This is a genomic window from Dapis hubbardiae BLCC-M172 (assembly GCF_050016015.1).
Classification (GTDB): Bacteria; Cyanobacteriota; Cyanobacteriia; order Cyanobacteriales; family Microcoleaceae; genus Trichodesmium.
In genome coordinates this window covers 1-26,560 of the sequence record NZ_JBNHEQ010000115.1, presented here as the reverse complement: position 1 = coordinate 26,560, position 26,560 = coordinate 1, and the positions used below count along the sequence as shown (strand labels likewise).

Below are 26,560 nucleotides of genomic sequence, written 5' to 3'. Positions count from 1 at the left end.
TAATATTAATTACTTGAATTTTGTTCACAACCAATTTGCGATAATATAAATCCCAATCCTCTAATCAGTTAATCAATTGTAGTATTTCGGTGGTAGTGACAAATCGCGATTTGCCCCTACAGGAGTCAGAAGTTATAATGTTTAAGCTTTTCAGCTCTTTTTAACTATTATAAAACTTGTTACGACCAATGTGCGGACTGCTATATATTTAAAAAATATCTAAATTAGAATTTGTAATTTTCAATGTAAATAACAAGGTAAAATCAACCAAATATTTTGCAATATATTTGTTTTTTTAAATTTATGAGGTATTAATTCTTTATTCAATTCTTAGTTTGAGATTGAGTATATTTTTCCCTAACCCGAAAGACAATACCTCAAACCTACGACTTACCAACTTTTTTCAATTTTATCTTTCCATGAAAGAATAAGATTTGGTATAAGACCTCGCATTTAATGGCAGGATTAAAATAAGAAATTAAAATAGTTGTAAATATCAAAATCTAACCATGCAGATAGTAGAAAAACAAACCACACAAACCCTAGAAAAACCTCTAATTATTGCTGGTAAAAAATTTTCCTCCCGTCTAATGACAGGCACAGGCAAATATCCTACTCTTGAGACAATGCAGCAAAGTATAGAGGCTAGTGGATGTGAAATTGTCACTGTTGCAGTACGACGGGTACAAACTCAAGCTCCTGGACATGAAGGGTTGGCAGAAGCTATAAATTGGCAAAAAATCTGGATGTTGCCTAATACTGCTGGTTGTCAAACGGCTGAAGATGCAGTGAGAGTAGCCAGGTTAGGCAGAGAAATGGCAAAACTGTTAGGCCAAGAAGATAATAATTTTGTCAAACTGGAAGTTATTCCTGACCCTAAATATTTATTGCCAGACCCCATCGGTACATTACAAGCTGCAGAACAATTAATTAAAGAAGGTTTTGCTGTCTTACCTTATATTAATGCTGACCCACTACTAGCTAAAAGACTTGAAGAAGTTGGTTGTGCCACAGTGATGCCTTTGGGTTCACCCATAGGTTCGGGCCAGGGAATCCAAAATGCAGCCAATATTTCCATAATTATTGACAATTCTACTGTTCCTGTGGTAGTTGATGCAGGAATAGGAACTCCTAGTGAAGCAACTCAAGCAATGGAAATGGGAGCTGATGCTTTACTAATTAATTCAGCGATCGCTTTATCCAAAAATCCACCCATGATGGCAAGAGCTATGGGAATGGCCACAGAATCAGGACGTTTAGCCTATCTAGCTGGCAGAATACCGAAAAAAGATTATGCAACTGCTTCTTCTCCGTTGACTGGAAGGATTAACAGTCCTGGCCTCTAGTAATAATTTCCTATATTTGCGAATTTTCTGTTAGTCTAGGTAATAATTAAAAAATAATAAGGAAAAAGGGTCTTTAATTATGCCATATACAACAGAAGAAGGTGGACGTTTAAATAATTTTGCTGTAGAGCCAAAAGTTTATCAAGCTGATGCTCCAGATCAGAAACAACAAATGAACTATCTTATTTTAGGAGCTTTAGGAGTTGTATTAATAGGTAGTTTGATGTTTGTGGCTTTCTCTGTATCAGCTTAGACTTTCAGTAGAAATTATTTAAAGACTTAACTAGGTTCCTGAAGTTTCAGGAGTCTAGTTTTTATTTTGGAACTAATTAATAATTAATAATTAATAATTAAAGCAGTTTTGGAGTCTTGGAGGTACAAAATTTTAGGACTTTAGGCAACAGCTCCAGAAGGCAACGATTGAATTAATCAACTGTACCTCACCGTCTGTGCAAAGTGCTGTAATAATTACCTCTTCTTTTTAAGAAGAAGATTGGTTAAAAGGAAATTTTTTTTGCCTGAAAGAAGATACTTTAAACCTTAATTTTTCGGTAAAGTATTTCAATTACCCTTTTTATTCATAACATTATTTTTTCGGTGGTCTTAAAGATGTAAGAATGTGGGTGAGTAGATTCCTTTAATTGTCATAAGGCAGACGAGCAGAATCATTACTTGTTTACCACTACCATTTTTTCATGCCTCGTATTATTCCTGACTCAGGTTAAATCAAGTTGAAAAATTTAGTATCAATAGAGAGAAAAGACAAGATAGAATAGAAAACGCAGGAAATTTATTGAAATTTCTAGGCATTTTCATAACTCCATTGGGCAAAACAACAGTTAAAATGAAAAATCAACTCCTAATAATAACATATATATAGCAATCCTCCGCATATTCGTGGCAAAAATCTTACTGCTTTTTAGGCAACAGGCACTATTGCTACAGCTCATCTGGATGGAGTTTCAGGTTTTTTATCTACTTTTTGATTTGTCATAACCTATTTAGGATTGCTACAGGAGTTTTTGACTTTTTACGAACAGAGAATAGAGACTAGAATTGTTGACATTCAAATTCAAAATAATTTGACTTATATATAGTTCTCAAAAATAATGCTTTATTTCACAACGACTTTACATTTTTGTATTTTCTCTAAACTTACTAATATCTACCATCTACCACCTTTTTTTTTAGGATAAATAGCAAACTTTTTCATATTTGATATTATTAATTATTGATAATTAAGAAGATATATTTCCCTTGAGTTGCTCAAATTATCATAATTAAATCAATAATTTAATATGTAACTGAATGCTTACATCATACCTGAATTTTATATCATAAAATCAAGTCAACATTATAACAATTAACTTACCCCCTAATAGAACTGTGATAGACATTAATGCCCCAACAATATCTAGATTGAATCGGCAAATCTATCAACGCTTGAAACAAGCCCTATCCTTAAATCTACGCCGCCAAGTTTTTATAGCGGTATGTGATAATCAACAGCTCAGAAATAGTATAGTTGAAAATTTACAAGCCGATTTAACAAATACTATAGATTGCAGTGAACAACAAGGAAACAGCAATAAAAATATATTATTCGTCACACTCAATTTAAACCTAAGTAATCCTAATCCAGTTACTCAAATTAATCAATGGTTTACCGAAAACCCTCAATTTAAAAAAACAGAAGAATATCAAATATTAGGATTTCAAATTATTGGAATAGAAAACTTGACCAAACAACCTTCAGTAGTTCAACGGTCATTCATTACTAATCTCAAAAAAATAGCAACAAATCTATCCAAATTAGAATCTAGTATCTTACTTTGGATAAATAAACCTTGGCTAAATACTATCAAACAGTCGGCACCAGAATTTTGGAATTGGCATACAGGTATATTTGAATTTGAAGGAGACCCCACCCCCATAACTCCCAGAAAAAAAAAATCATCATTACCAAACAAAAAAAAGCCTCAATCTTTCTCCCCATTAATAACTAGCAAACCTACCATCAACATAGTAAGACCATTAATGGCACTCGAACAAAAGTCTTACACTGTTGAATCAAAAAAATCTCAAGCTTATCTTCTTCCCCCAGCTCCACAAAAACTGCCAGAGCTGTCCATCAACCATAGCCAAAACCAGAAGAATATTCCACAGCCAGAATTAGAATTAGTAGAACTAGCAAATTTAGTATGGGCAGAAATTTCTAGAAACTCTGGAGAAGAAAAAAATTCCCAAGAAAAACAACAGTTTCAGATTATTAAAGAGATTCAAGATTTAAACAAATCTCAATATCCATCTCCAGAGTTAGTTGTAGCTTATCAAACTCTAGGGGATTTTCATCGCGATCGGATTTTAGCAGGGGAAGTCTCAGAGCAAAGTCTAATTATTGCCATTCGTGCTTATGAGATGGTCATCGAGTGGACATTTCAAGATACAGGAAATATCAGCCAATTTTCTCCATCCCAAATTCCTATTCTTGACATTCTTAATGACCTTGCCACCCTATACTGGATTTTATCTCGTCAAATCAAATCCAGTAAGTCTGATTCATTAGTTTATTTAGAGCGAAGTATTATTCTCTATCAAATGGCAATGGGTGAAATTACCCCATCCCAAAAAGATACTTATGCCAGACTACAAAAAAACTTAGGTTTAGCTTACGGAGACTTAGCTACCCATCAGGAGCCACAACAAAATTGGGAAAGTTCCATAATAGCTTATCAGGAAGCCATCTTTTATCTAGATAAAGTAGCTGATGCTCAAGATTATGCCACAACCTTAAATAATTTAGGGACAGCTTATTGGAATTTAGCCCAATATACTCAAGAAGTTGAGCATTTGCAAGGGGCAATTTCTGCTTATGCTGAAGCTATTGATTACTTTACGCCAGAAATTGAACCCTTAAACTATGCCATGATTCAAAATAACTTAGGTATAGCTTACTGGAACTTAGCTCAATTTCAGACAAAAGCATCAGAAACTCTAATTCTCAAAGCTATTGATGCCTATTTAATCGCCTTAAACTATCGTACTCCAGAAAATCTTCCCCTTGCTTATGCCGCAACAAAAAATAACTTAGGTACCGCCTATTGGCATTTAGCTAACCAATTTGAAGAACATCAAATTCGGAGTAAACTTTTCCATGAAGCGATCGCTGCTTATTCCCAAGCTGTAACTATTGCGCAACAGTTTTCTCCTTCTCAACTCACTTTCGACCTACTGGCCACTTATAATAATATTGGACTTGCCTATTATCAAATAGCTCTAGAATCGGATACCATATTAGACAAATATAGTCAAATTAGTAATTTAGAAGCAGCTTTGGAGCATCACTTACTAGGTCATAGTGAGATACCTGAGACTAATATGAATGAAATACAAGGAGAAGAAGCGAGTATAAATTACATTCTCAGAATTATTCGTATCTTCTACAGTAAGTATGGAATAGAAGGGCAAAATTTAGCTCTTTCTAAAATTCCTAGCAATTTATTACCTAAAATATTACTGATGTTGTAATCATATTGAGATAGTATATATAATCGTATTATTTTTTTTAAAGGTTATATCCATTAATTAGTATGATATGATTTTGTTCAACTAAGACATAATGAAACTTAATTTGAGTAAACCGCCTTCATTGTGATATAATAAACTTAGTTTGTCCTACTATATATCCAAGTATTTGAGTTGTCTTACTACATAGTTAACACCCAGAATATAGGGCAGAATACAAATCTTTTGTCAAGGTTAAATCAACTTGTTACCAACATACCTACAAATAATGGTATAAAGATAGTTAAAGATTTTGTTATTTACCAATAGGTAACCATAATCAACTAACTTAAGGTTGGACTGATAGTTAATATTTAAGCAATCATCAAAATCATAGTTTTAGTGTTTAAATAAAAAAAAAACTTTTCACTTTCATAAAAATTGTTAGTTCTTAACTGAAAACGGCGATTTAGTTTTATAATACTTTAGTTTATATTTAATATTTTTGTCATGGCCTCTGCAAAGATCCTAGTGGTTGATGACGACCCAGCAATCCGAACTTTAATTCATAGGTATTTGAGTCAACAAAACTATCAAGTAGAGTCTGCTGGAGATGGTAAAACAGCTCTAGAATTATTTAATAAATTTGCCCCAGACTTGGTAGTTTTAGATGTAAACTTACCTGATACAACTGGCTTTCAACTTTGCCAAGAAATGCAAAGGAATACAAATGTCTTTGTTTTAATGCTTACAAGTCTTGCAGATGAGGAGAGTAAAATACAAGGTTTTGAAGAGGGTGCAGATGATTATATTACAAAACCTTTCGGTTTAGTAGAACTAGGCGCTCGTGTAAGAGCTATTTTAAAACGCCAGAGATTAGTTTCGACTCCAGAGGCAGAAATTCTCAAACTTGGAGATTTAGCAATTGACCCCCTTGGTAGAGAAGTTCAAGTGAAGGGAGAATTAATTGCTTTGACGGCGCTAGAATTTGATCTACTATATTGCCTGGCCAGTAAACCTGGTCGTGCTTGGAAGCGGTCAGAATTAATCCAAGAAGTGTGGGATTGTGAATATGTGGGAGATGAACGGATTGTCGATGTGCATATTGGCCAAATACGGAAAAAGTTAGAGCATGAAAATAATAATCTGCCTAAGATTATAACTGTTAGGGGTGTTGGCTATAAGTTAGATATTCTATCGTTGTAGGGAACACTTAACTGGGAATAGGGAATATATTTTCACGCCAAAGACACAAAAAATGATTTTGTAAGTGACTTTTACTTCTCTAGATAAATGTGAAATTAAAGAACAAGTTTATTTTCTGGAGATATCTAATAGTTATAGTTAGTAAACTAGAGATGCCATAGTAATCCTGTTATAATCTGTAATTTAACAGGAAACTCTAACATCCTCTCCGTCATTTTGCATAGGATTCCGTTTGCGCAGCATTTAAGAGAAAAGGAAAGCAAACGGACAGAGATTCTTCAAGAATCTTAGCCCCTCGGCAAGCTAAACATCATTTTGTAGCCTCCAAACTTTGATAAATCTCAGTCGCTACTTCTGTACCACGACGAACACAATCTCCCAAAGCTACACCACCAATATAATTACTACAAAGATACACACCAGGCCAAGATTTTAAACCATGATTAATCTGATCCAGCCTAGAATTATGACCTAAATTATACTGAGGAATAGCACGAGACCATAAATGTACAGCCAGAACTTTTGGTTGTTCCGCATCTTGCTTTAATAAAGTTTGCCCAAGGTCTTGATGTACTCGTGAAACGATCGCCTCACTATCTAACTGAGAAATTCCTGGGTCTGTTGCACCCCCAATAAAATTAGTAAAAACTTGCCATCCTGGAGGTGTTCTACCAGGAAACAAAGCAGAAGACCAAATAGTACCAAGAGTCCTGATACCTTGACCTCTAGGAATCAAATTACCAAAGCCATCTATCTTTGCCTTAATAGAAGAAACAGGATATGCCAAAACTACACAAGCAACAGTAGGATAATAAAATTCATCGAAAGTAGAAGCAATTTCAGGCAATAAAGGTTTAAATAATTCAGAACAAAAATAAGCAGGAGTAGATAGAGCAATAGTACGAGTTTCTATTTGCTCAGAACCGTTGGGAGTAGAAAATTCTGCTATATAAGTTTGTTGTTCTGTACGACGAATACCAATGAGATGCCAATTTAGTTTTACCGCTTCTCCTAAATAAGTAGCGATCGCCTTTGGCAATGCCTCCAAACCCCCCCGGAAAGAACCTAACTCTCCAGGTTTAGTCTTGGGAATATTAGGCTCCTCAGCAACCTTTGACTTAGGATTTCTTTTAGCAGACAAAACAGCACCAGCCAAAAGTCCACCACCAATATCGGCCATTCTCGCTACTCTAGAAAAAGCAGCAGTAGCACTAAGTTGACTAGGGTTTCCAGCATAAACGCCAGAAACAAAAGGTTCTACCAATCGCTGCATCACCTCCACACCCAGATGTCTTTGGAAAAATTGAGATACAGTTTCTTCTCCCCCTTGCTGAGACAGACCAGTACCCACAGCAGGTGGCACAAAACCCAAAGCACCAACTAAAGCGCGTAACTTTCCAGAATCACTCAGTAGCTTAGACTGTAACATCGCCGTTGGACCCATTGGCACTGGTAGTAATTGACCATTCCAATAAACATAGCGAGGTAGCTTACGATCTGCAAAAATTAAATCCTGTTTAAGGCCAACATCTACCGCCAACTTTAGCAGTTCAGGTGTAGGAGAAAAACTATTAGGACCTTCTTCCCAAATAAAATCTCCTTGAGAAACAGTTGTAATATTACCCCCTACTCGATTTTGGCTCTCAGCAACTAAAATCTTCAAGGGTGAATTATTACTTAATTTTGTGAGTTTGTGGGCTAAACTCAACCCACTAATACCTGCACCCACGACTAAGACATCTAACACTTCTGTCATTTGTTCCTAAATATTCAGTTCTGCTATAAATTAAAGCTGTGGAATTTCACCACAGCTTTAGAGTGAACCTCTAAGACCGAATTAGTAAATTAAGGTCTGAGATTCTACGGAAGTTGTGTCCAATTCCTCAATCCAATTTTCAGACACAATGTGCAACATTTAAGATATCCCAGTCTGATTCTTCTAACACAATCATTTTTTTTCAACAACCTATATAGTTCAAGTTAGGACCTAAGTAACTGGCCTAAACACAAGTAAAATTTTTTAGTTCTCTATTATTCTCAATATTCTCACAGAATAATGTAGAAAAAAATTTTTCCAAAACACTAATAAACCCCGTCCTCACATTATTCAACCTGATTCGATCGCCGTCGCAGTAACTATCATAATTTAGTGTTCTATAATACCAGCAACATTCATAGCAGTGGACTTATTTTAGCTGCTGCATACAATTTGCACAATGCTGCTTATAGAACCCATGAAAGGATCTATTTAAAATTATAGATTGAGAGTAGGCGCGATTTCCGTGCCGGAATGCTCCTAATTACGCGGAAAGCGACAGCATTCGGTTTGCGCAGCATTCCGCAGGAAACGAAATCGCCCGTACGGGAGTGGGGGAGTGGGGGAGATGGGGAGATGGGGTGTATTAGATATCTGCCACTCATCCCATCATCAAATCAATTATTACCCATTTTTTATCAATTAATTCTCCACCAGGACTTATTTTCTGGAGATACAGTTAGGGCTTCTTATAGATCCCAAATGGGATATATTTAGAATATAGAAGGGGATGGTGGGGAGATGGGGGCATTTTTCTAAATTTATTTTATTTCTCTATACTCCTGACTTATGAATGTTGAGGACTTGCTCCTTTACTAAAAACCCACACCGCCTGCCCATATTCCAAATGCTTCTATAGAACCCCTAAAAGTATTTTTACCTAGAAGTAAATTTTTGAGGCATGGAGTCGTCTGTAGAGATAGGAAATACAGCGAAAAGATGGAAAAATACTCTAATACACCCCATCACACCATCACCCCATCACCCCATCACCCCATCACACCGTCTATTTTTCAATAAAACCCATTTGGGGTCTATACATGATGTTGGAAAAGGGTTTCTAGGTAAACTCTAGCAGCTTGACGATAATAGGGAGATGTTTCTGGTGTACCGCTATCTCCATTCTGTAACAAAAATAGTGACAAAGCTGCGGAAAAAACACGGTCTTGATCCCAGTCAGGGTGGGTTTCTAAGTAGATTTTAAGGGATTCATGCAGTGCTTCAGGAATTTCGGCCAGAATACTAACAGTTACGTTCATCTTTAGTAGGGTTCTCTATAATATTTTTTCTTCTTCATAGTCCTTAGTTATGGCCATTAACCACTAACTTTGAACTACCAATGTCGCATCATTGTGCATTAAGAGGGGGTAGGTTTGTCAATGTTGAGAAATATTACAACCTACTTTCGATCAATAAAAGATTTACGAAATCATCAGTGTTTCATCGCATTTTTTGTTACAAAAATTCATAAAAAATGGCAAAAATGAAGGAATTTACCTGTGATTGAACAAAATCCCCAATACATTTACAAGAGTATTATGACATCGTTGAACTCTGTGGAAAATCCTGTTTAATCTGTGGAAAACATTGAACTTGCTTGTGGAAATGCTGTGGAATGAATGTGGAAAATTACTCTAAAAGATAAGAATTCTGAACTACTTCAAAAAATGAAAATTAGAAATCGAAATTAGGTATAGATTTTAAATAGTAGATTACAGCTATAGTAACTAATTTTGAGAGTGGGATTTTTTTGCTTGTTAGTGACTATTTTTCAACTGTTCTTCATTAATTGATAATAGATAATGAATATATGGATAATTACCTCTTTAACAATTGATAATCAATAATGGAGAGTGGATCGTAAAAATTCTCTCTAATTATCAATTATCCATTGAAAAGGAGAGGCTTTAAACCTTTTACAAAGGTAGACTACAAAACTTATGCCTTATGCCTTCTGCCTTCTGCTATAGAAAAAAATTATCTAACAAATACCTGGAATATAGACTTGAAATTAAGTTATCACATCAAACTAGATTTGTATTTTAAGAGTAAAACATAATGCTTTTTCGAGGTTAGTAGTTTGATTCTATCAAGTCAATATCATCAGGTACGATATACCATGGAATAGTAAATACATGGAATAATTCATACCTGGTTGTTTTTTAATAGCCTTTTTGTCAGCTTGGGGAAACATAAGTATTTATACGACTCTTGTTATAACACTAAACTTTCCTTCTAGGACGTTGCTCTAGACCAAAATTGTCGGTAAAAAATGTTATGATTAAACAAGTTCAATCCTCTTTTCGCAGGATTCTACTATCTCGAATATTGCTACTTACTGTACCAGTATTAATACTGGGTCAGTATATAATATACAGACAAGCACGTTCTACTCTTCTAGACACTGCTCGTCAAAACCTGAAAGAAAGTGCAGATAGAAAGGCAGAAGATATTCAACAGTGGGCAAAATCCCTGGAATCGAATTTAGTTAGTGCCAGCCAAAGCTATGTACTTCAATCTGGTACAGCTCAAGAGTATCAAAGTTATGTTGAAAAGTTATACAAAATGTTATCTGGCCAGGTAAGTTGCGTTCAATTAAGTAACTTACAAACTGAGCAGATCGTTGCTAATACTTGTGGTGCTAAACCAATACATTCCTTATCAGAAAATATATGGCCTCAACAGCAGAAACAACTGATTACTAATAACTCCAATATTTACATGAGTTACATACAACCAGAACAATTAACCTCAGAGGGTGAATCAAATCATCAGGAAGTCAATCAAAAAACACAAGTTAGCTTAGGTTTAAGTGTACCAGTATATCTTGCTGAAGGTGGCGAAAGAAAATTGCGGTATGCCTTGAGTATTAAGTCAGCTTTACCAATGCAAACTAACAGAAAAAGAGGCTCACTGACAGGTTCAACTGTAGTAATTGATTATAAAGGTACGATATTAGCTAGTCCAGACCCTAGCAGACTAGGACGTAATATTTCTGAAGGGCCAGATGCAGGAAAACTAGAAAGTATTATCAGAAATGCACAGGAAGGCAAAAAAGATTTTGCCCACATATTTTCTTTTGAGGAAACAGATATTTCTAGTAGAAATGGGGGGAATGGTAAAAGTAAAAATCATTTGAGAGAGATTATTGATGAACTAAAAAAAATATTGCCTGAATTGTTAGGACTTAAATTATCAGCAGATAATGAATTTTTAGCGGGGTATGTTGCTATTCCTAGTCCTATAGATAGAGATAATGATAATCAGTGGATTGTTTTAGCAATTACACCTATAGATTTTGCTTTATCTGGTCTTAGAGAAGTTCAAAAGGTTCTAATTATTCTGATTTTAGGTTTAGTTGCTGCTAGTATAATAGCAAGTATTTATTTAGCTCGCGATTTAGCTCGTCCTTTAGAAAAATTGCGAGACTATGCGATTACTGTTAGTGATTTAGACTCTCCCAAGAAAGTACCTCAAAACATAAAAATTCGCGAGTTTAATCAACTAGCAATTTCATTACAGAATATGGTAGAGAGGCTAAAGAGGTGGGCTTATCAACTAGAAGTAACTTCTAAAGAGGCTCAGGTTGCTAACCAGTTAAAAAGTGAATTTTTGGCGAATATTTCCCATGAGTTAAGAACTCCACTTAACGGAATTATTGGTTCACTGCAATTAATTTGTGATGATTTTTGTGATAGTAGGGAAGAAGAAATAGATTTCTTGAAACAAGCTAATGATTCGGCTATTCATTTGCTAAGAATTATTGATGATATTCTGGATATCCGTAGAATTGATTCAGGAACTTTATCTATGATCTTTGAGGATGTCAATATTATCAAATTATTACAAGAGACAGTGGATTCATTTAAAGACAATCTTCAACAAAAATCTCTACTGTTAAAACTAAATATTCCTCCACAAGTAATCATTGTTGACGCTGATAGAGAAAAGTTAAAACAGGTGTTTGAAAATGTTATTAATAATGCAATTAAGTTTACAGAAGAAGGTAGTATTAATATTTATCTTAGTCTCAAATATAATGAATCAAGTATTTGTGAAAATACCAATTATGTAATGGATTTTCAGGGTGAGAAAGTAAATGAGGTTGTAGTTACAATTCAAGATACAGGAATTGGTATTAATTTAGAACAACAGGATAAATTATTTCAACCTTTTGTCATGGTAGATGGTACAAAAACCCGCAAATTTGGTGGCAATGGATTAGGATTAGCGATTTCTCGTAGTCTGATGGAAATGGTGAATGGTGATATTAAATTATCTAGTGAAGGCATAAATCAAGGAACTACAGTTATTATTAGTATGCCAATTAAGCAAATACTATCATCTGAAGAAAAACTGTATATTTCAACAGAAATTAACTCAAAATAAGACGATCAAAAAAAATAGCTAGAAAACTGCTTTTTGCTCCATGCAAGTTTAGATTTTGGATTTTGAACTGGTATACAAATTCCTGGTTACTACCTAAACACAACGTTGAGAGTATTTCAATAATTAATAATTATTAATTATTAGTTATTACCTCTTATGTAATAGAAGGATTGGCTAAAAGGAATTTTTTTTCTTCTCTTGGTCGATTGGATATGGCGAGGTTTCCCGCTCTTGCAGAGCCGCTCCGCTTTTTATGCTCTTAAAAGAGGAAGCTTCAGCAATTAACAATGTTCATGTGACGAGGTGCCGTTTGCGCAGCATGACCTAGGAATACAATTAATAATTAATAATTACCCCTTCTCAATAATTAACAATTAACAATTTTCATGTCGGCAACAGCCGTTTGCGCAGCATGACCTAGGAATACAATTAATAATTATTACGGCGCTTAGGAGCAATATATCAACTATTTACCCAGCCAGACCCTCTGAAATTATTAATAATTAATGAGGTACATTAATTATTAATTATAAGGGGAGGCTTCAAGGTGTGAATTGTTGAATGAATAATACCAATTCCCATGCATTAATGCTATACTTGAGTGACACTTCAGTTATTAAGTAATTAACACAGGTAAAATAAATTATTACCTAATTATTAGTCAGTTAATGTTCATTATTCTTCTGTGTACGGACGCCCTTATGCAACGTCCCTCCTCCAGCTAATCAAATATAGCAAGGTTTTTGAGAAATGGTATAATTAATTGAATATCAACTCCTAATTAATAATTATTAACTATTAACTATTAATTATTAATTATTCGGTAACTACCTAAATTTTTTGGTGAGAATATACATTTTTTTCCCACACTCCCCACACCCCCCACACTTCCTATACCATTACTCGAAGACCACCATTAATATTTTAAGATTGCTCACATCTGATTGTTTTTCCTCCTTGCTGAAGAGAATCATTTAAAGCACAGAGTATTCCTACTAAATCAGCACCTACCCAACCAGAAGAAATTTTTGAAGTAGTATTCTGACTAACACAATTTAAAAATTCATTGCACACTTGAGCTAAAGGTTCAGCTTTTTCAACTGCTAAAACTTCCCGACTGACATCTACTGCTTTCCAACGACTGTCCAGATATTCTAAATGACCATGCTGAATAACTAAAGGTTGCTCGGCTGACATTTCATCAAAAATTAATGTTCCTTGACTACCGACTACTCCTAAACGACGTTGTTTATCTGGGTTGAGCCAACACAGATGTAAAAAAGCTTGAAAACCACTAGGATAAGTCAGTTTAGCCATAACTAAATCTGACTGTGGCGGTTGTTGGGGGAGCCAGACTGTACCGTTTGCTTGTACTTCCACAGGTGTTTCCTGTAACCAAGCATTCAAAATACAAATATCGTGAATTGCTAAATCCCAAAGTGCATCAACATCGGGGCGCACAGGTTCAATATGAGTCCGTGTAGCATAGCCATAACGTAAGTCTCCTAACCTACCTTCTGTAACTATAGTTTTCCCTGCTTGTACAACGGAATTAAATAAGTAAGTGTGATCTATAAAAAGTTGACGTTGTTGTTGTTCGGCTAATTTACATAGTGCAACTGACTCTGAATATTCAAGGGTTAAAGGTTTTTCCGAAAAAACGTGATAACCTTTTTTCAGAGCAGCACTAATAATCTCGTAGTGGGTAGAAGCTGGAGTCGCGATCGCTACTGCTGTAATTCCTGGTAGTTCTAATGCTTCTTTCCAACTCTCTATTAAAATGATATCTTTATCTAATTGCAACCGCTCTTGAATTGCTTGTAATTGTTTTGGGTTAGGATCTACTAGAGCAATAACCCGAGATTGAGAATGATTAAGGAAGTTCCGAACTAAGTGAACTCCCCAACGACCTGCACCAAATATAACTATTCCTATTTCCATAAGTTTAAATATAAAAAATTGAGCTGATTTGAATTTGCATTGACTGGTGTTTTAACCCTATCATATTCAGATTAGTATGTCGAATACTATAGCAATATGATTTAAGTTGTGAGATATTGGAGAGTTAAAGGGAAAAGGGAACGGGGAACAGGGAACAGAGAAGAAGAAAAAAATGTATCTTAATTTATAAGATAACTGCTATATTGTATCCTTTTCAGGAACACCTCAATTCTCACAACGGTCTTCTTGATTGCTATAGAGTTTTTCATCTAACTGTTAAAATTTTGATTTGTCAATTTCTGTCAAAGACTTCTGATAAAAGTTAAAATTTAATCTTTTTTCGTCTTCTTTTCCTGTTTTATATTTTCTATTCCCGACTGCTGCAAGAAATCTAAAGCAGACTTGGCTGCGGCTTGCTCTGCAGCTTTAATTGATGGTCCCTTACCTACACCAAGTTTTTTGTCTTTAAACCAAACTTCTGCCAAGAAACGTCCACGATCGCCATGAATCTTATTTGCTTCCTGAACTTGATAATTTGGTAGTGTTTTGTAATGACCTTGAGTCCATTCTTGGAGAGCAGCTTTATAGTTTTGGCGGGCAGGATCGCTGCGAATTTCTGCAATTAACTTTTCAAAGTGATAATCTAGCCAAGGGCGGATTAATTCTAAGTTATGGGTGCTTAAATAGAGAGCAGCTAAAACAGCTTCAAAAGAGTCTGCTAGTCGAGACTCTTCTCCAGCTTTATCTCCTGCTGCACTTTTGGATACCAGTAAATAGCGACCCCATCCATATTTATTGGCGATTTGTGCTAGAGAGCGATCGCTAACTAAAATGGAACGAATGGCAGCAAATTCTCCTACAGGACAATGAGGATAATTTTCCAACAGTAACTCGGCAGCGACCAGTCGCACTACTGCATCTCCTACAAACTCTAACTTTTCATAGTTATGTGTTGATGAAACTGTAGAGTGGGTTAAAGCCAAGTCTAGCAAATTCCATTTAATTGCACTATGTTGAGGGATAGATAATTTTTCGACTAAAGATTTAAGTTGCTTTTGGCGTGGATGATATATTTGAGTCATCTAAAACAAAATCGGTATTTGGGAGATCCGTCAGCTTTAGCTACGGGGGGATAAAGGATTTTAGTCATCTACAAAAAATCAGTAGTTGGGAAACCTGTCATTAATTGATAGTGGATGAGGAAAACTCTCTCTAAGGATCAATTATTAGGAGAGACTTTAAACCTTACCTTATATAACTTATATATCATTATATTGGATATCTTATGGGTTAATATCATGTCCGGATAAGAGCGCGATAGAACTCCGTTCCGCTGACGCGTTAACGCAGTTGTGCGCCAGCAATCAAAAAACTTTCTCCTCCTTGTAACTTAAAATTTCCTATTTTTCCGTCCTGACTCTTGTACGGGCGATTAGCCTTTGCGGAGCATGACCTTAGGAAATTGCCCCTACGACTCCTCCATCGTTATTTATAACTATTCAACCGGACATGATATAATAATATCTTAGTGTAGCAATTCTATTTAACTTCCCTGGCGGGAAGTCCCGCGCTCTCCCGCACCTTTAGCGTCGTATGGGAAAGCCAGGGCAAAGATTCGGATACCTCCACAAGCTAAACGTTCATAAGCCCTTGACAAGCTAGGAGGATTTTGTTATTGTAAGCGTCATCACAGGGGGAGGACATCACCTTTGTTAAAACAGCGGTCAGTTTTTGCTGACTGAAGAATCCCGCTTTCTCGCGAATATAGCAACGTCGGGAGTATGTCAAAAAGTACAGGTAATATTTTTGTGGTAGGAGCGATTTCAGTTCCGGAATACTTTCCTTCGGAATGCTCTGCAAACGTAAACGCGTTTGCGCAGCATTCCGCAGGAAATCGCTCTTATCGGTCGTGTATGATTAGATATTTTTCGTAAGTCCTGTCATCAAAATTGTCAACCCTACCTAGTTTAAACTAAGCAATAGCTAAACGACCTTCTGCTTGACCAAACCTAATATAGTGTTCTAACCCATTGACAAAAATTCCATTTGCTACAGCATTGGCAACTCCTGGGTTAGTTATCAGATAAAATTCCTCGTCAAAAGCAAATTGAGGCGATCGCCCTTCGGAAAACCCAAACTCTAACCAATGCTCAAACCCACTACTAAATAAACCGTTTGCCACAGCATTCGCTACAGCAGGATTTTCTATTAAATAAAGACTTTCGTTGAAAGTCTCAGGAATATTGGGAGGAGGAACAAAAGGCGGAATACTAGGAGAAGAATTATTGCTCGTGAGTTTAGCAACAAAAGCGTCTTCTATTATATCTACATTATCAACTTGACTAACTTGTAGAAAAGGTTCTAGAGGAAAAGTCGGGATAGTGAAACCGACAAAATAAGCATTACCAATTTCATCTACTACAATATCATTACCGAACACGCCAAGATTATCATTTATCCGGAAGGGAATAGAATATTCTATAGCTTGACCATCGTTAGATATTTTACTAACAACAGTATTGGCAAAATCATTGTTGCTGATAATATGACTATTTCCTCCAGCATCAATATCTATACTCTCAATAGACTCGAAGTTTTCCGTACCTAAGTAAGTAGCATATTCAAGGTCGCGATCGCTATTAATTTTAATCAATATTCCATCACTTTCTCCTCCACCAAAAGTATTTTGCAAAGCATTAACAGTGGGAAACTGACCTACTGGAGGTACTACTGCATCACCACCAATAATTTGACTACCGGAATTTCCTGCTACATAAATATTACCAAAATCATCTATAGCAATACCATTACCAATATCTCCATCCACGCCGCCATAGTAAGTGGAAAAAATTAGATCACTAGCATCACTATTAAGTTGAGCAATAAAAATATCTGCGTCTCCCCCTATAATATTTTGTACTGCATTTATAGTTGGGAAATCAAAGGAACGAGTTTCACCAGTAATATAAGCATTACCATTATTATCAACAGTAATATCCTGACTTATTTCTGTGTCATTTCCACCCAATAAAGTTGAGTAAATTAACTGATTTCCATTGGTAGATATTTTACTGACAAAAGCATCTCGGTTAAATTCACTAATTAGAGTATTTTGTAGAGCATTTTCAGTAGTCGGAAAATTACCAATTCCAGGAATAGGTTGAATTGGAAAACGGAGTACAGCACCAGTATCTCCTGTTATATAAGCATTGCCATTATTATCTACAGAAATAGCACTGCTAAAATCGTTATCCTGCCCACCTAAATAAGTAGAATAAAGGATATTACTCCCGTCATTAGATAGTTTAACAACAAAAGCATCACCAGAAAATTCACCTCCTCCGTAGGTATTTTGCAGAGCATTTACTGTCGGAAAGTCAATAGAATTAGTATTACCTGTGACGTAAATATCTCCAGTTATATCTACAGCAATATCTGTACCAAAATCTCCACCACTTCCACCTATATATGTGGCATAAATTAGAGTTCCATCAGGGGAATATTTAGCAACAAAAGCATCACCATTTCCAAATTCATCACCTCCACCAAAGCTATTTTGTACAGCATTTGGAGTAATGGGAAAGTCTATAGAGTTGGTACTGCCAGTTATATAAGTATTGCCTTGATTATCAATAGTTATTCCTGTTCCTTCTTCTAAGTTACTACCTCCTATTAAGTCAGAAAATTCTAGACTTGGGTCGTTTGTTGTGGGAAGTTGGGAAGCTTGAATAAAACGATGAGCATTAATTAAAATTTCATCATTATCATTGTTAGGATTATTGGTCTCTGTTATATTCTCAGAAATTTCAGGTAAATTTTCCACCACACTAATTATTTCTAGAGGAATTTCACCTGGTACCTGTAAAAAATCAGGTATTAATGTTGACTCTGAATTTACAAATAATGATTCTTCAGACATAATTTGTACAAATTAAGTTTTAGTTTTGCTTGAAAATTGCATTAATTATTCTACAATAAAAATTAGACTTTTTCAACGATTCAATAAATTTGCTTGAGACTCTTTTATCAACCTTAGATAGAATCTCTCTAAATTTTTTTGGTTGGCTATGTCTATAAGTTGTAGCAGTTTTTCTTTAGTGATATTATTGAAAAATCAAGGTATAAAACCTCTCAACTTATAGAGAAAAAGCGGTTGTTGTTTCCAGGCAGAAGTATAATACCATTTCTCAAAAACCTTGCTATATTTGATTAGGTGGAGGAGGGACGTTGCATAAGGGCGTCCGTACGGGAGTGTGGGAGGTGGGGGGAAGGGACGTTGCATAAGGGCGTCCGTACACAGAAGAATAATGAACATTAACTGACTAATAATTAGGTAATAATTTATTTTACCTGTGTTAATTACTTGATAACTGAAGTGTCACTCAAGTATAGCATTAATGCATGGGAATTGGTATAAGTTGTAGATTCTATATCTAGAAAAGTTAAAAATGCTATAACTAACTAGGTCTAATTAAATAGAAAATGCTCTGTGTTATGAATTATAACTTTTCGCTAGATGGGTTTATATGGGATTTTATAAATTTTTTTGTCTACCTACTTAATAGCATTTTATTGTAAAATTGCCCTTAATAAGTTTCTCTTAAACCTTTTCATTTTAGAAAGCTATTTCTATCATTTTTATCTTTTTTTTTAATATTTATTCCTTCTTACTTATTACCGAAATAATTAATAATTAAATAATTAAGCAATTAAATAATTAGATAATTCACGCCTTGAAGCCTCCCCTTTCAAGGGAAAAAAGCGGTCGTTTGCGAAACGCCATATCTAATCGACCAAGAGAAATAAATCTTTTCCTTATTGGTCTTACCTCTCCCTTTTAGGGAGAGGTAATTATCAATTATCCATTATCAATTATCCATTAATGAATTCTTCCTTCTTACTTTTACCAAAGGATAAATATCTGCATCACTAGCCGACCATTCCCACATTGAACCAGAATAATTTTTGACCTGAAATCCTAAATCTGCTAATACAGAACTTGACCAAGCAGAGCGTACTCCACCTGTACAATAAGTCACTACATTTTTATCTTTAGTAATTCCTTTTTTTGCCAACATTTCTAAAATTTTATCCCGCGATAATAACATTCCATTTTCATCTAACCAATCCTTAAAATATATGTGAACTGCCCCAGGAATATGACCGCCACGTTCTTCTCCATGAGGTGTTTTTCCAGCATATTCTCGTAGCTCCCTTGTGTCAATAATTATTAGATTATTATTTTCTAAGTTTGGTTTTAATTCATTCTGACTAATTTGCCAATTTTTGCTTCGGTTAACAACAAAATCTCCCCTGACAGAGAAAGTATTATTAACCAAATTAACTGTAGGAAAACCTGCTTTTACTAAAGCAGTAAAACCACCATCAATTAAGAAGGCTTTTTGATGTCCTAAAGTGCGTAACATCCAAACTATTCTACCATCTTCTCCCCAACCATTTATAGTGTTGCCAAATACTATTACTGGTTGATCATTATAAATGCCAATTGTTTGTAATTTTTCTGTCAAAATTTTGTCATCTATGAGTAATTTTCCTTTAAATGGTAATTTAGCCTGAGAAAATTCTTTCCAACTTACACAACTTGCATTTGCTAAACTTTTACGTTTGAAAATTTTACAAGAACGAGCATCTAAAATTGTTGCTCCTTCTTGTACTAATTTTTGAGCTTGAGTAGTATTAATTATCCATTGGTTATTAGTGGGTATTTGCTGTGATAATTCCTGAATAACAAATTGAGAATTTATAGATGGATTTTTTAGTATCTTGGCAGTTTGAATTGAGTGAGTAAAGACTAATGTAGAAATTAATCCAAATATGATTAATCCTACTACTACCATAATTTTTATCGGACTTAAATTTAAACTGTTAAACATATAACAACCCTATTGAGATTGTAATATTTTGGTGGTAGGGGCGTTTCATGTCGCGCAGCGAAACGGCCGTTAGCTACGCACAACTTTCCTATCGGAATGCTCCGCAAACGTTAACGCCCTTACAGGAGTCATAATTCAGAATTTTCAAGCTTTTCAGCTCAACTTAACTATTATAGAAATTGTCACGACCAATTCAGGATTGCTATATATAGTAATTCTTACTAAGAGTGAAGTAAAAAAACTTTAAATTTCATCCTAAAAGTAAGAGGGAGAAAAAAACTCGCACTTTTTTTAGACACGCAAAAGCTAAAGCATTTATCAGTACATAAGCCAAATTATTTACCTATTTTAATTTGATCCGCTCTTGACATAGATGTGTAATTAATTTTGCATAAGCACTGATATAAATGCTTTGAGATTTAGTTAGTAAGCCATCATTATAATTACCTACTTTTTCTCTCAAGTTTTTGCTCTTAATTGAGCTGTACAATTTACTCCTTTTCTCCCTTTTTCCTTTTTCCTTCTTCTTTCTTCCTTCTTCCTGTATTACTTCTTACTTTTTACTTTTTTTTAATCCCAAATCAACAGCAATTCTATGGGCACAAGCAAAACCAGAAAATGCTACAGCATTCAAACCTTGACCAGGAAATGTACTATCTCCAACACAATATAAACCAGGTATTGGAGTACGATTAAATGGCATTCCTAATAAACCTTTTAACTTACGCTGAGGAATAGGTCCGTAAGTTCCATCTTGTCGGTTTAAAAATTTTTGATGGGAGCGAGCTGTTCCTACTTCTATATGATCTAAACCTGCATTTAAACTGGGAAAAATATTTTCTAACCTATTAATAACTCCTTGTGCTGCTACTTCTTTTTTTGCTTCATATTCTTGAGCTGATAATTTTTGCCAATCTTCTATATAACTAGGTGTAAAAGTATGAACAATATGATATCCTTCTGGCGCTAAACTTGGGTCTAATAATGTCGGAATAGAAACAAAAATTGTACCTTCTGGTTCCTCCATTTTCTCCCAATTTTCTAAGAGAATATGATGACATTCTGTACCTTGAGGAAATACTTTAGCTTCTACTCCTAAATGCAAACTTAAAAAACTTGGTGATTTTTGATAATTACTCCGCCATTTCATCTCACTTGAGGGTATATTTTTTTCGGGAACTAATTTGCCAAAAGTATCCCATCTTGTGGCGTTAGAAATAATTCGTTTACCTCGATAAATTTTACCATTAGTTAATTCCACTCCTACGGCTTTTCCGTTTTCGATGATAATTTTTTTAACACGGGATTTATATTGAATTTCTCCTCCATTTTTTTCCAAACCTTCTACCAATTTTTGCGCAATTTTTCCTACGCCGCCTTTAGGATAATTAATACCTCCATAATGTCGGTCAGAAAATACCATACCAGCATTAATCATTGGTGTTAAATCTGCCGGAACTACTGACCAACAATAACATTCCATATCAATAAATTTTAATAACTCAGAATCATGAATATATCGACGGGCAACATCTCCGACATTTTGGGGTAAATACTTTAATAACCCTAAACAAGAACCAGGATTTTGAAAAAATGATTTGGAGAGATATTTTAGTTCTTCTAGAGATAATAACTCCATAGAATTAAGACAATTAAATACTGCCCAACATTCATCATAAAATTGTCTAATTCCTTTCCTTTCATGGGGAAACTTTTGAGTTAATTCTTCTATAAACTTTTCATAGTTTTGGTGAACTTTTAATTCTAAATTATCTGGTAAGTGATAATGTATTTGTACAGGATCGGGAATTGTTTCTATACTAACATTCACTGCATCCAAAGCACGGGTAAGTAAATTTGTTGTGCCTTTTTTCCCAAAGCCAAATATCATTGATGCACCAACATCAAATGTGTATCCTTTTCTTTCAAAGTAACCCGAACTACCACCAGGAATAATATAACTTTCTAAGACTATAACTTTGGCTCCTTTCGCTACAAGTTGAGTAGCTGTAACTAAACCACCTATACCAGAGCCAATTACAATTGCATCATATTCAGGTATTGCCATAAATTTGTCAGTTAATAAGGGAGATGTCATTTCAGTTATCAGTTAGCCTCCTATCGGAGGAACTGCGTTAACAGTTATCAGTAACTCGCGGCTGTTGCCAGAGGCTTAATATAAGGAATATTCTCTTTTTTTTATCCCCTTAAAAGGGCAGGCTTGAGACCAGAATTTTCCGGTCATAGATACTGCCATACTAAGCCTTTGATAATTTTCTTCATTTTAGTCTATTACTGATGATTTTTATAGTATCATAATTTAGACACACCACACCCATAAACCTTTTTTTTCGTAGATAATTAATAATTAATAATTAATAATTAATAATTCAGATGACAGGGCTTTTGAGATTGTCAATTGTTAATTGCTGAAGCATCCAAACAAGAAACGTAAGCATTCAGCTATTAGCAGTCAGCAATCAGCAAGAAAAACCTACGCTTAAGGACGGGGTTTAAATAAATATAGATTTTAAGGTCAAGGGTGCAATATGTGAGTAGTCAGAAAAATCTGACTCCATTAATAAAGCTTTCCTATATGCACTAAAAGCAATAGCTGAGAGCTGTTAGCGAAGCTCCTCTGAAAGAGGCGAGCTGACGGCTGAATGCTTACCAAGAAACCGAGTTTATTGCTCTGATTATTGTTTTTCAAATCACGAAATTTAGTTGATAAATCCGGTTTATGCATAAGTCCTATTCATATGATAAACTCTAGATCAATATAGCAATTCCCATCTCTGAGTGAGGTACAAAATTCGTTTATTTTAGGGAGTAGGTAGGGACGTTAAATGCAACGCCTGTAGGTCTTCATTAATGGATAATTGATAATTACTTCTCCCTTTTAGGGAGAGGATTGACCAGGAAGGAAAAGATTTATTTTTTTCCCCTTTCAAGGGGAGGCTTCAAGGCGTGAATTATCTAATTATTTAATTGTTTAATTATTAATTATTTCGGTAATAATTCAGGAAATAGGGAATAGAAAAGAATAAAAATAACTGTACCTCACTAACTTGATAAACGCTATTATAGCAGTTTCAAAAAATACTACTACATGAACTTTTTTTTGTAGTTAGGGAAGACGTGGATTTTACCATACAGGAAAATTCAATAAAGAGCAAGGATATTCCCAATTCCCTATAACAACCTTTTTTGAATTTGGTATAATTCTGATGTTTTATCAGAAAATATTTATTGATTAGTACATATCTGTGGTAATTTGAAATTAATCAGGACTTATGCACCCGAACCCAGAAATCCAGTTTTTTCGGATATGTCTTTTGTTCCAACATAAGATTTTTCCTAGCAACCGAGTTTCTTGGCGTAAATCTGTCCTATAAATATTAGCTATTATCACAGTCTTTATAAAGCGAAATGTTTTTGGAGGGTTGCTCAACATCCCTGTGAAAAAAACAACTTATCTACGGGCGAATGGCCATTCGCCCCTACTGACTTCTAATTTTTGACTTCGTTAAGGGGAAATTTGAAAATTATGGCTCCACAACTTCGTGTTTATGTCCCACCTCATCCATTGGTAAAGCATTGGTTGGGTATTGCTCGTGATGTTAATACACCCTCAGCATTGTTTCGCTCTGCAATTACAGAATTAGGTAGATGGTTAACTTATGAAGCGATTCGAGATTGGTTGCCTGTGGTAGAAACAACAATACAAACTCCTGTAGCTGAATGTTCTGCTACTTTTGTCAATCCTCAAGCTCCTATAGTAGTAATACCTATCCTCCGAGCTGGGCTGGGATTATTAGAAGGCGCTCAAACTGTTTTACCCTTGGCGTCTATCTATCATTTAGGTTTGGTCAGAAATGAAGAAACTCTCGAAGTTAGTTGTTATTTGAATAAGCTTCCTTCAGAATTTGACCCTAACGTTCGGGTTTTGATTTGTGACCCAATGTTAGCTACTGGTGGTACAATTATGCAGGCTATGGCCGAATTAACTCAGCGTGGAGTTGACCCCAGTGTTATACGAATTATTTCTGTGGTAGCTGCTACACCTGCTCTACAAAAACTAGGTACTACTTATCCAAGTTTGGCTATTTATACGGCAACTATTGATGAGATTGTCAATGATGTTGGTTATATTGTGCCGGGCCTTGGTGATGCGGGCGATCGGATTTTTGGTACTTAGGAATTCTTCAATAATTGATAATGGATAATTGATAATGAAAACTCTCTCTAATTATTAATTATTGGGATTTTCTTGCCTCCAGTTTCAGCCAACTGATAACTTATAAATAATAAGTGAAATGACTCGTACTTGTATAATTTTGAAATTTTATTAGTAATATGTGATGTTTTAGTAAAAAAAAATACTATAATTAAGTATAAGACTTATCCATCATGAACCAACTAAAGCTTGTTTTTTTGTAACTGGGTTGTTCTGGGTTAAGTCCTCAAGTAAAAAGAATATAAATAATTAGCTGTTTGCTAAATATGAGTAATAAAAATGGTTTTGCAAGTGGTTTGATGGCAGGTATAGCAGTTGGCGGCCTGGTAGGTGGATTATTTGGAATTTTAATCGGCTCAAGGATATCTGATGATAATGATTTAGCAGAAAATTTATTAGATAGCCAAGATTCTGAAAAAGAAAAATCCACTCAAGAAACAGAAGCTATAGAAGAGACTCGCCAAAGTTTGGAGGGTAAAATAGCACAGTTGAATCAAGCAATTGATGAAGTTCGCCAGCAAATAGGTTCTGTAAATGGATCTTTGGAAAAGACAGAGCGATCGCTCTGAAGAGTGAAGAATAATTAGATTTTGTAGATTTTAGAGATAGCTCTGGGTCGCTAAATAGGACAAAGCTATGCTAAACTCTATTATAGAACTTATTGGTTGTTTGTAGTTTCACAATAATAATATTTATGAGTGCTTCAATAGGACTATTAGCCCAAACATTATCAACTTTTGTGAGCATATATTTGCTTTTGATGTTCATTAGGATTTTGTTAAGTTGGTTCCCTAATGTTAATTGGTATGACCCACCATTTTCTGTATTAAGTCAGTTAACAGACCCTTATCTAAATATATTTCGTTCTATTATTCCACCCTTGGGAGGTATTGACTTTTCTCCCATAATTGCTATCTTTGCTCTCCAGTTTGCAGCTCAAATTTTAACTGGATTACTAGGTAGTATAGCAGTTTATTAATATCTATAAAACAATATTAATTTCAGTTGTAATATTTTGGTGGTAGGGGCGAATCGCAATTCGCCCCTACATTAGTCATACAAAAGCTAAAGCCTTTTTTATTTGAAAAAATTACCAAATTTTTCCTCGCTCAAGCTGAAAAGGTGAGTATTTTGAGTAGACAAGGGCGGAAAGATAGAGCAACAATTCTTCCTCCTACTCTTACCTCCTCGATAATTCCCATTCCTCCTGACTCCTGTACGGGCGTTAACGTTTGCGGAGCATTCCGATAGGAAAGTTGTGCGAAGCTAACGGCCGTTTCGCGGAGCGACATGTTTGCGGAGCATTCCGTCAGGAAAACGCCCCTAGGACTTCTGACTCCTACCCTCCTACCCTAACCCATAGGACTTTTTCAGCAAACCCTAAATATTAAAATCCGTCGAATTCTTCAATAGTTTGCTCCCACCGAATTTTACTAGGAAAGCCAGATGATTTAAACTGCTTAAGTTTTAAGGGAGTAGGTAGATTTGCTGGTATAGAAACTCTAATTTCAAAATCTGTAGTAGTAAGTGCGGGAACTTCTGGAATTGAACCTAGTCTAGTACGATTTTGCATGACGTTATTGTTATTCGCATCATAAATACGTCCATACACATCAGCGTCATATACATTTTTACCAGAAGCATTTTGGGCTTTTCCACTAATGATAAAGCAGTTAGCTCCCATACTAGAACCACTGCTAATAATTCCTGTTGATAGACTGGGGGGACAATCTTTGTAGTCTATATTATATAGTTTAATTGGAATTAATGCCCAAGCTGGGCTACTCCACAACCAAGTTACTATGGCAATTAAGCTGGAGATAATAATATTCGGTAAGAATCGCGATCGCATATAATGAATTTTTAGACTAATTATTATATATAACTTTAGCTTATCTCAAACAACTTAGCAAAATTATCTATTTTGCTTTAAGTAGCTAGGCATAATTAAATATCACTATGTCATTGCGACGGTCACTCCGTGGAAGGTTTGCGCAGCATTCCGGAACGGATACCAATCTCAGGGGTTTGAGCTGCATAAACATTTTTTTTAATAGTATAGGTTTATTTGCCCCTAACTACTTAATCCCAGAATAGAGCTATTGATAAGATTAAAAAAATGTTAATATTTTTATCGTTGCGAAATATTTATGTTAATGGTTAAATATAAAAAAATATTCCTAATAAAGAAGTACAAATATTCCTAATAAAGAAGTACAAATATTCC

The 26,560-nt window shown here is 35.0% G+C and carries 16 protein-coding genes; 8 read left to right on the top strand and 8 right to left on the bottom strand.

Annotated elements, in window-relative coordinates:
* The first annotated feature begins 509 nt into the window (after nucleotides 1–509).
* From ACP6PK_RS10875 to ACP6PK_RS10860, 4 genes are all read left to right on the top strand, one after another.
* Entirely contained in the window at nucleotides 510–1,346 is an 837-nt protein-coding gene (locus ACP6PK_RS10875) for a thiazole synthase (protein ID WP_094670778.1), read from the top strand.
* A gap of 79 nt (nucleotides 1,347–1,425) precedes the next feature.
* The gene (gene psb34 / locus ACP6PK_RS10870) at nucleotides 1,426–1,599 is read left to right on the top strand and encodes a photosystem II assembly protein Psb34 (protein WP_143437371.1); all 174 of its coding nucleotides are present in this window, start codon (nucleotides 1,426–1,428) and stop codon (nucleotides 1,597–1,599) included.
* A 1,133-nt stretch (nucleotides 1,600–2,732) separates the two neighbouring features.
* Nucleotides 2,733–4,874: a tetratricopeptide repeat protein gene (locus ACP6PK_RS10865; protein ID WP_426559614.1), complete on the top strand. Its 2,142-nt coding sequence runs from the start codon at nucleotides 2,733–2,735 to the stop codon at nucleotides 4,872–4,874.
* Between the two features lie 486 nt (nucleotides 4,875–5,360).
* The gene (locus ACP6PK_RS10860; RefSeq protein ID WP_426559613.1) at nucleotides 5,361–6,056 is read left to right on the top strand and encodes a response regulator transcription factor; all 696 of its coding nucleotides are present in this window, start codon (nucleotides 5,361–5,363) and stop codon (nucleotides 6,054–6,056) included.
* Between the two features lie 310 nt (nucleotides 6,057–6,366).
* On the opposite strand, the gene hemG is transcribed toward ACP6PK_RS10860, so the two are convergent.
* On the bottom strand, nucleotides 6,367–7,812 hold the full coding sequence (hemG, locus tag ACP6PK_RS10855) for a protoporphyrinogen oxidase (RefSeq protein ID WP_426559612.1): 1,446 nt from the start codon (nucleotides 7,810–7,812) through the stop codon (nucleotides 6,367–6,369).
* A 1,094-nt stretch (nucleotides 7,813–8,906) separates the two neighbouring features.
* Nucleotides 8,907–9,131, bottom strand: a complete 225-nt coding sequence (locus ACP6PK_RS10850; RefSeq protein WP_094673006.1) for a DUF2811 domain-containing protein — start codon at nucleotides 9,129–9,131, stop codon at nucleotides 8,907–8,909.
* Between the two features lie 1,018 nt (nucleotides 9,132–10,149).
* Here ACP6PK_RS10850 and ACP6PK_RS10845 point away from each other — a divergent pair.
* Nucleotides 10,150–12,261, top strand: coding sequence for an ATP-binding protein (locus ACP6PK_RS10845; protein ID WP_426559611.1), 2,112 nt, complete (start codon nucleotides 10,150–10,152; stop codon nucleotides 12,259–12,261).
* Between the two features lie 924 nt (nucleotides 12,262–13,185).
* Here ACP6PK_RS10845 and ACP6PK_RS10840 read toward each other — a convergent pair.
* The 5 genes from ACP6PK_RS10840 to crtH all read right to left on the bottom strand — a co-directional run bounded on the left by ACP6PK_RS10840 (nucleotide 13,186) and on the right by crtH (nucleotide 22,194).
* A complete protein-coding gene (locus ACP6PK_RS10840; RefSeq protein WP_426559610.1) occupies nucleotides 13,186–14,202 on the bottom strand; it encodes a Gfo/Idh/MocA family protein in 1,017 nt (338 codons plus the stop codon).
* Between the two features lie 329 nt (nucleotides 14,203–14,531).
* Nucleotides 14,532–15,284, bottom strand: coding sequence for a ribonuclease III (gene rnc, locus ACP6PK_RS10835; protein ID WP_094673358.1), 753 nt, complete (start codon nucleotides 15,282–15,284; stop codon nucleotides 14,532–14,534).
* Between the two features lie 890 nt (nucleotides 15,285–16,174).
* A complete protein-coding gene (locus ACP6PK_RS10830; RefSeq protein WP_426559609.1) occupies nucleotides 16,175–18,121 on the bottom strand; it encodes an SBBP repeat-containing protein in 1,947 nt (648 codons plus the stop codon).
* A gap of 949 nt (nucleotides 18,122–19,070) precedes the next feature.
* The gene (locus tag ACP6PK_RS10825; RefSeq protein WP_426559608.1) at nucleotides 19,071–20,096 is read right to left on the bottom strand and encodes a sulfurtransferase; all 1,026 of its coding nucleotides are present in this window, start codon (nucleotides 20,094–20,096) and stop codon (nucleotides 19,071–19,073) included.
* 553 nt (nucleotides 20,097–20,649) lie between these two features.
* Entirely contained in the window at nucleotides 20,650–22,194 is a 1,545-nt protein-coding gene (gene crtH / locus ACP6PK_RS10820; protein WP_426559607.1) for a carotenoid isomerase, read from the bottom strand.
* A gap of 1,449 nt (nucleotides 22,195–23,643) precedes the next feature.
* Between crtH and upp the strand changes: the two genes are divergently transcribed.
* From upp to ACP6PK_RS10805, 3 genes are all read left to right on the top strand, one after another.
* Entirely contained in the window at nucleotides 23,644–24,294 is a 651-nt protein-coding gene (gene upp / locus ACP6PK_RS10815) for a uracil phosphoribosyltransferase (RefSeq protein WP_094673016.1), read from the top strand.
* Nucleotides 24,295–24,599: 305 nt separating this feature from the next.
* Nucleotides 24,600–24,902, top strand: a complete 303-nt coding sequence (locus ACP6PK_RS10810; RefSeq protein ID WP_426559606.1) for a ssl2009 family thylakoid membrane protein — start codon at nucleotides 24,600–24,602, stop codon at nucleotides 24,900–24,902.
* Between the two features lie 125 nt (nucleotides 24,903–25,027).
* The gene (locus ACP6PK_RS10805; protein WP_426559605.1) at nucleotides 25,028–25,312 is read left to right on the top strand and encodes a YggT family protein; all 285 of its coding nucleotides are present in this window, start codon (nucleotides 25,028–25,030) and stop codon (nucleotides 25,310–25,312) included.
* A 408-nt stretch (nucleotides 25,313–25,720) separates the two neighbouring features.
* On the opposite strand, the gene ACP6PK_RS10800 is transcribed toward ACP6PK_RS10805, so the two are convergent.
* Nucleotides 25,721–26,185, bottom strand: a complete 465-nt coding sequence (locus tag ACP6PK_RS10800) for a hypothetical protein (RefSeq protein WP_094673011.1) — start codon at nucleotides 26,183–26,185, stop codon at nucleotides 25,721–25,723.
* Nucleotides 26,186–26,560 lie beyond the last annotated feature (375 nt).

Excerpts from the sequence above, each read along its gene's own strand:
- ACP6PK_RS10875 (WP_094670778.1), top strand. The coding sequence starts at position 510 with ATGCAGATAGTAGAAAAACAAACCACACAAACCCTAGAAAAACCTCTA.
- psb34 (WP_143437371.1), top strand. The coding sequence starts at position 1,426 with ATGCCATATACAACAGAAGAAGGTGGACGTTTAAATAATTTTGCTGTA.
- ACP6PK_RS10860 (WP_426559613.1), top strand. The coding sequence starts at position 5,361 with ATGGCCTCTGCAAAGATCCTAGTGGTTGATGACGACCCAGCAATCCGA.
- hemG (WP_426559612.1), bottom strand. The coding sequence starts at position 7,812 with ATGACAGAAGTGTTAGATGTCTTAGTCGTGGGTGCAGGTATTAGTGGG.
- ACP6PK_RS10850 (WP_094673006.1), bottom strand. The coding sequence starts at position 9,131 with ATGAACGTAACTGTTAGTATTCTGGCCGAAATTCCTGAAGCACTGCAT.
- ACP6PK_RS10845 (WP_426559611.1), top strand. The coding sequence starts at position 10,150 with ATGATTAAACAAGTTCAATCCTCTTTTCGCAGGATTCTACTATCTCGA.
- ACP6PK_RS10840 (WP_426559610.1), bottom strand. The coding sequence starts at position 14,202 with ATGGAAATAGGAATAGTTATATTTGGTGCAGGTCGTTGGGGAGTTCAC.
- rnc (WP_094673358.1), bottom strand. The coding sequence starts at position 15,284 with ATGACTCAAATATATCATCCACGCCAAAAGCAACTTAAATCTTTAGTC.
- ACP6PK_RS10830 (WP_426559609.1), bottom strand. The coding sequence starts at position 18,121 with ATGTCTGAAGAATCATTATTTGTAAATTCAGAGTCAACATTAATACCT.
- ACP6PK_RS10825 (WP_426559608.1), bottom strand. The coding sequence starts at position 20,096 with ATGTTTAACAGTTTAAATTTAAGTCCGATAAAAATTATGGTAGTAGTA.
- crtH (WP_426559607.1), bottom strand. The coding sequence starts at position 22,194 with ATGACATCTCCCTTATTAACTGACAAATTTATGGCAATACCTGAATAT.
- upp (WP_094673016.1), top strand. The coding sequence starts at position 23,644 with ATGGCTCCACAACTTCGTGTTTATGTCCCACCTCATCCATTGGTAAAG.
- ACP6PK_RS10810 (WP_426559606.1), top strand. The coding sequence starts at position 24,600 with ATGAGTAATAAAAATGGTTTTGCAAGTGGTTTGATGGCAGGTATAGCA.
- ACP6PK_RS10805 (WP_426559605.1), top strand. The coding sequence starts at position 25,028 with ATGAGTGCTTCAATAGGACTATTAGCCCAAACATTATCAACTTTTGTG.
- ACP6PK_RS10800 (WP_094673011.1), bottom strand. The coding sequence starts at position 26,185 with ATGCGATCGCGATTCTTACCGAATATTATTATCTCCAGCTTAATTGCC.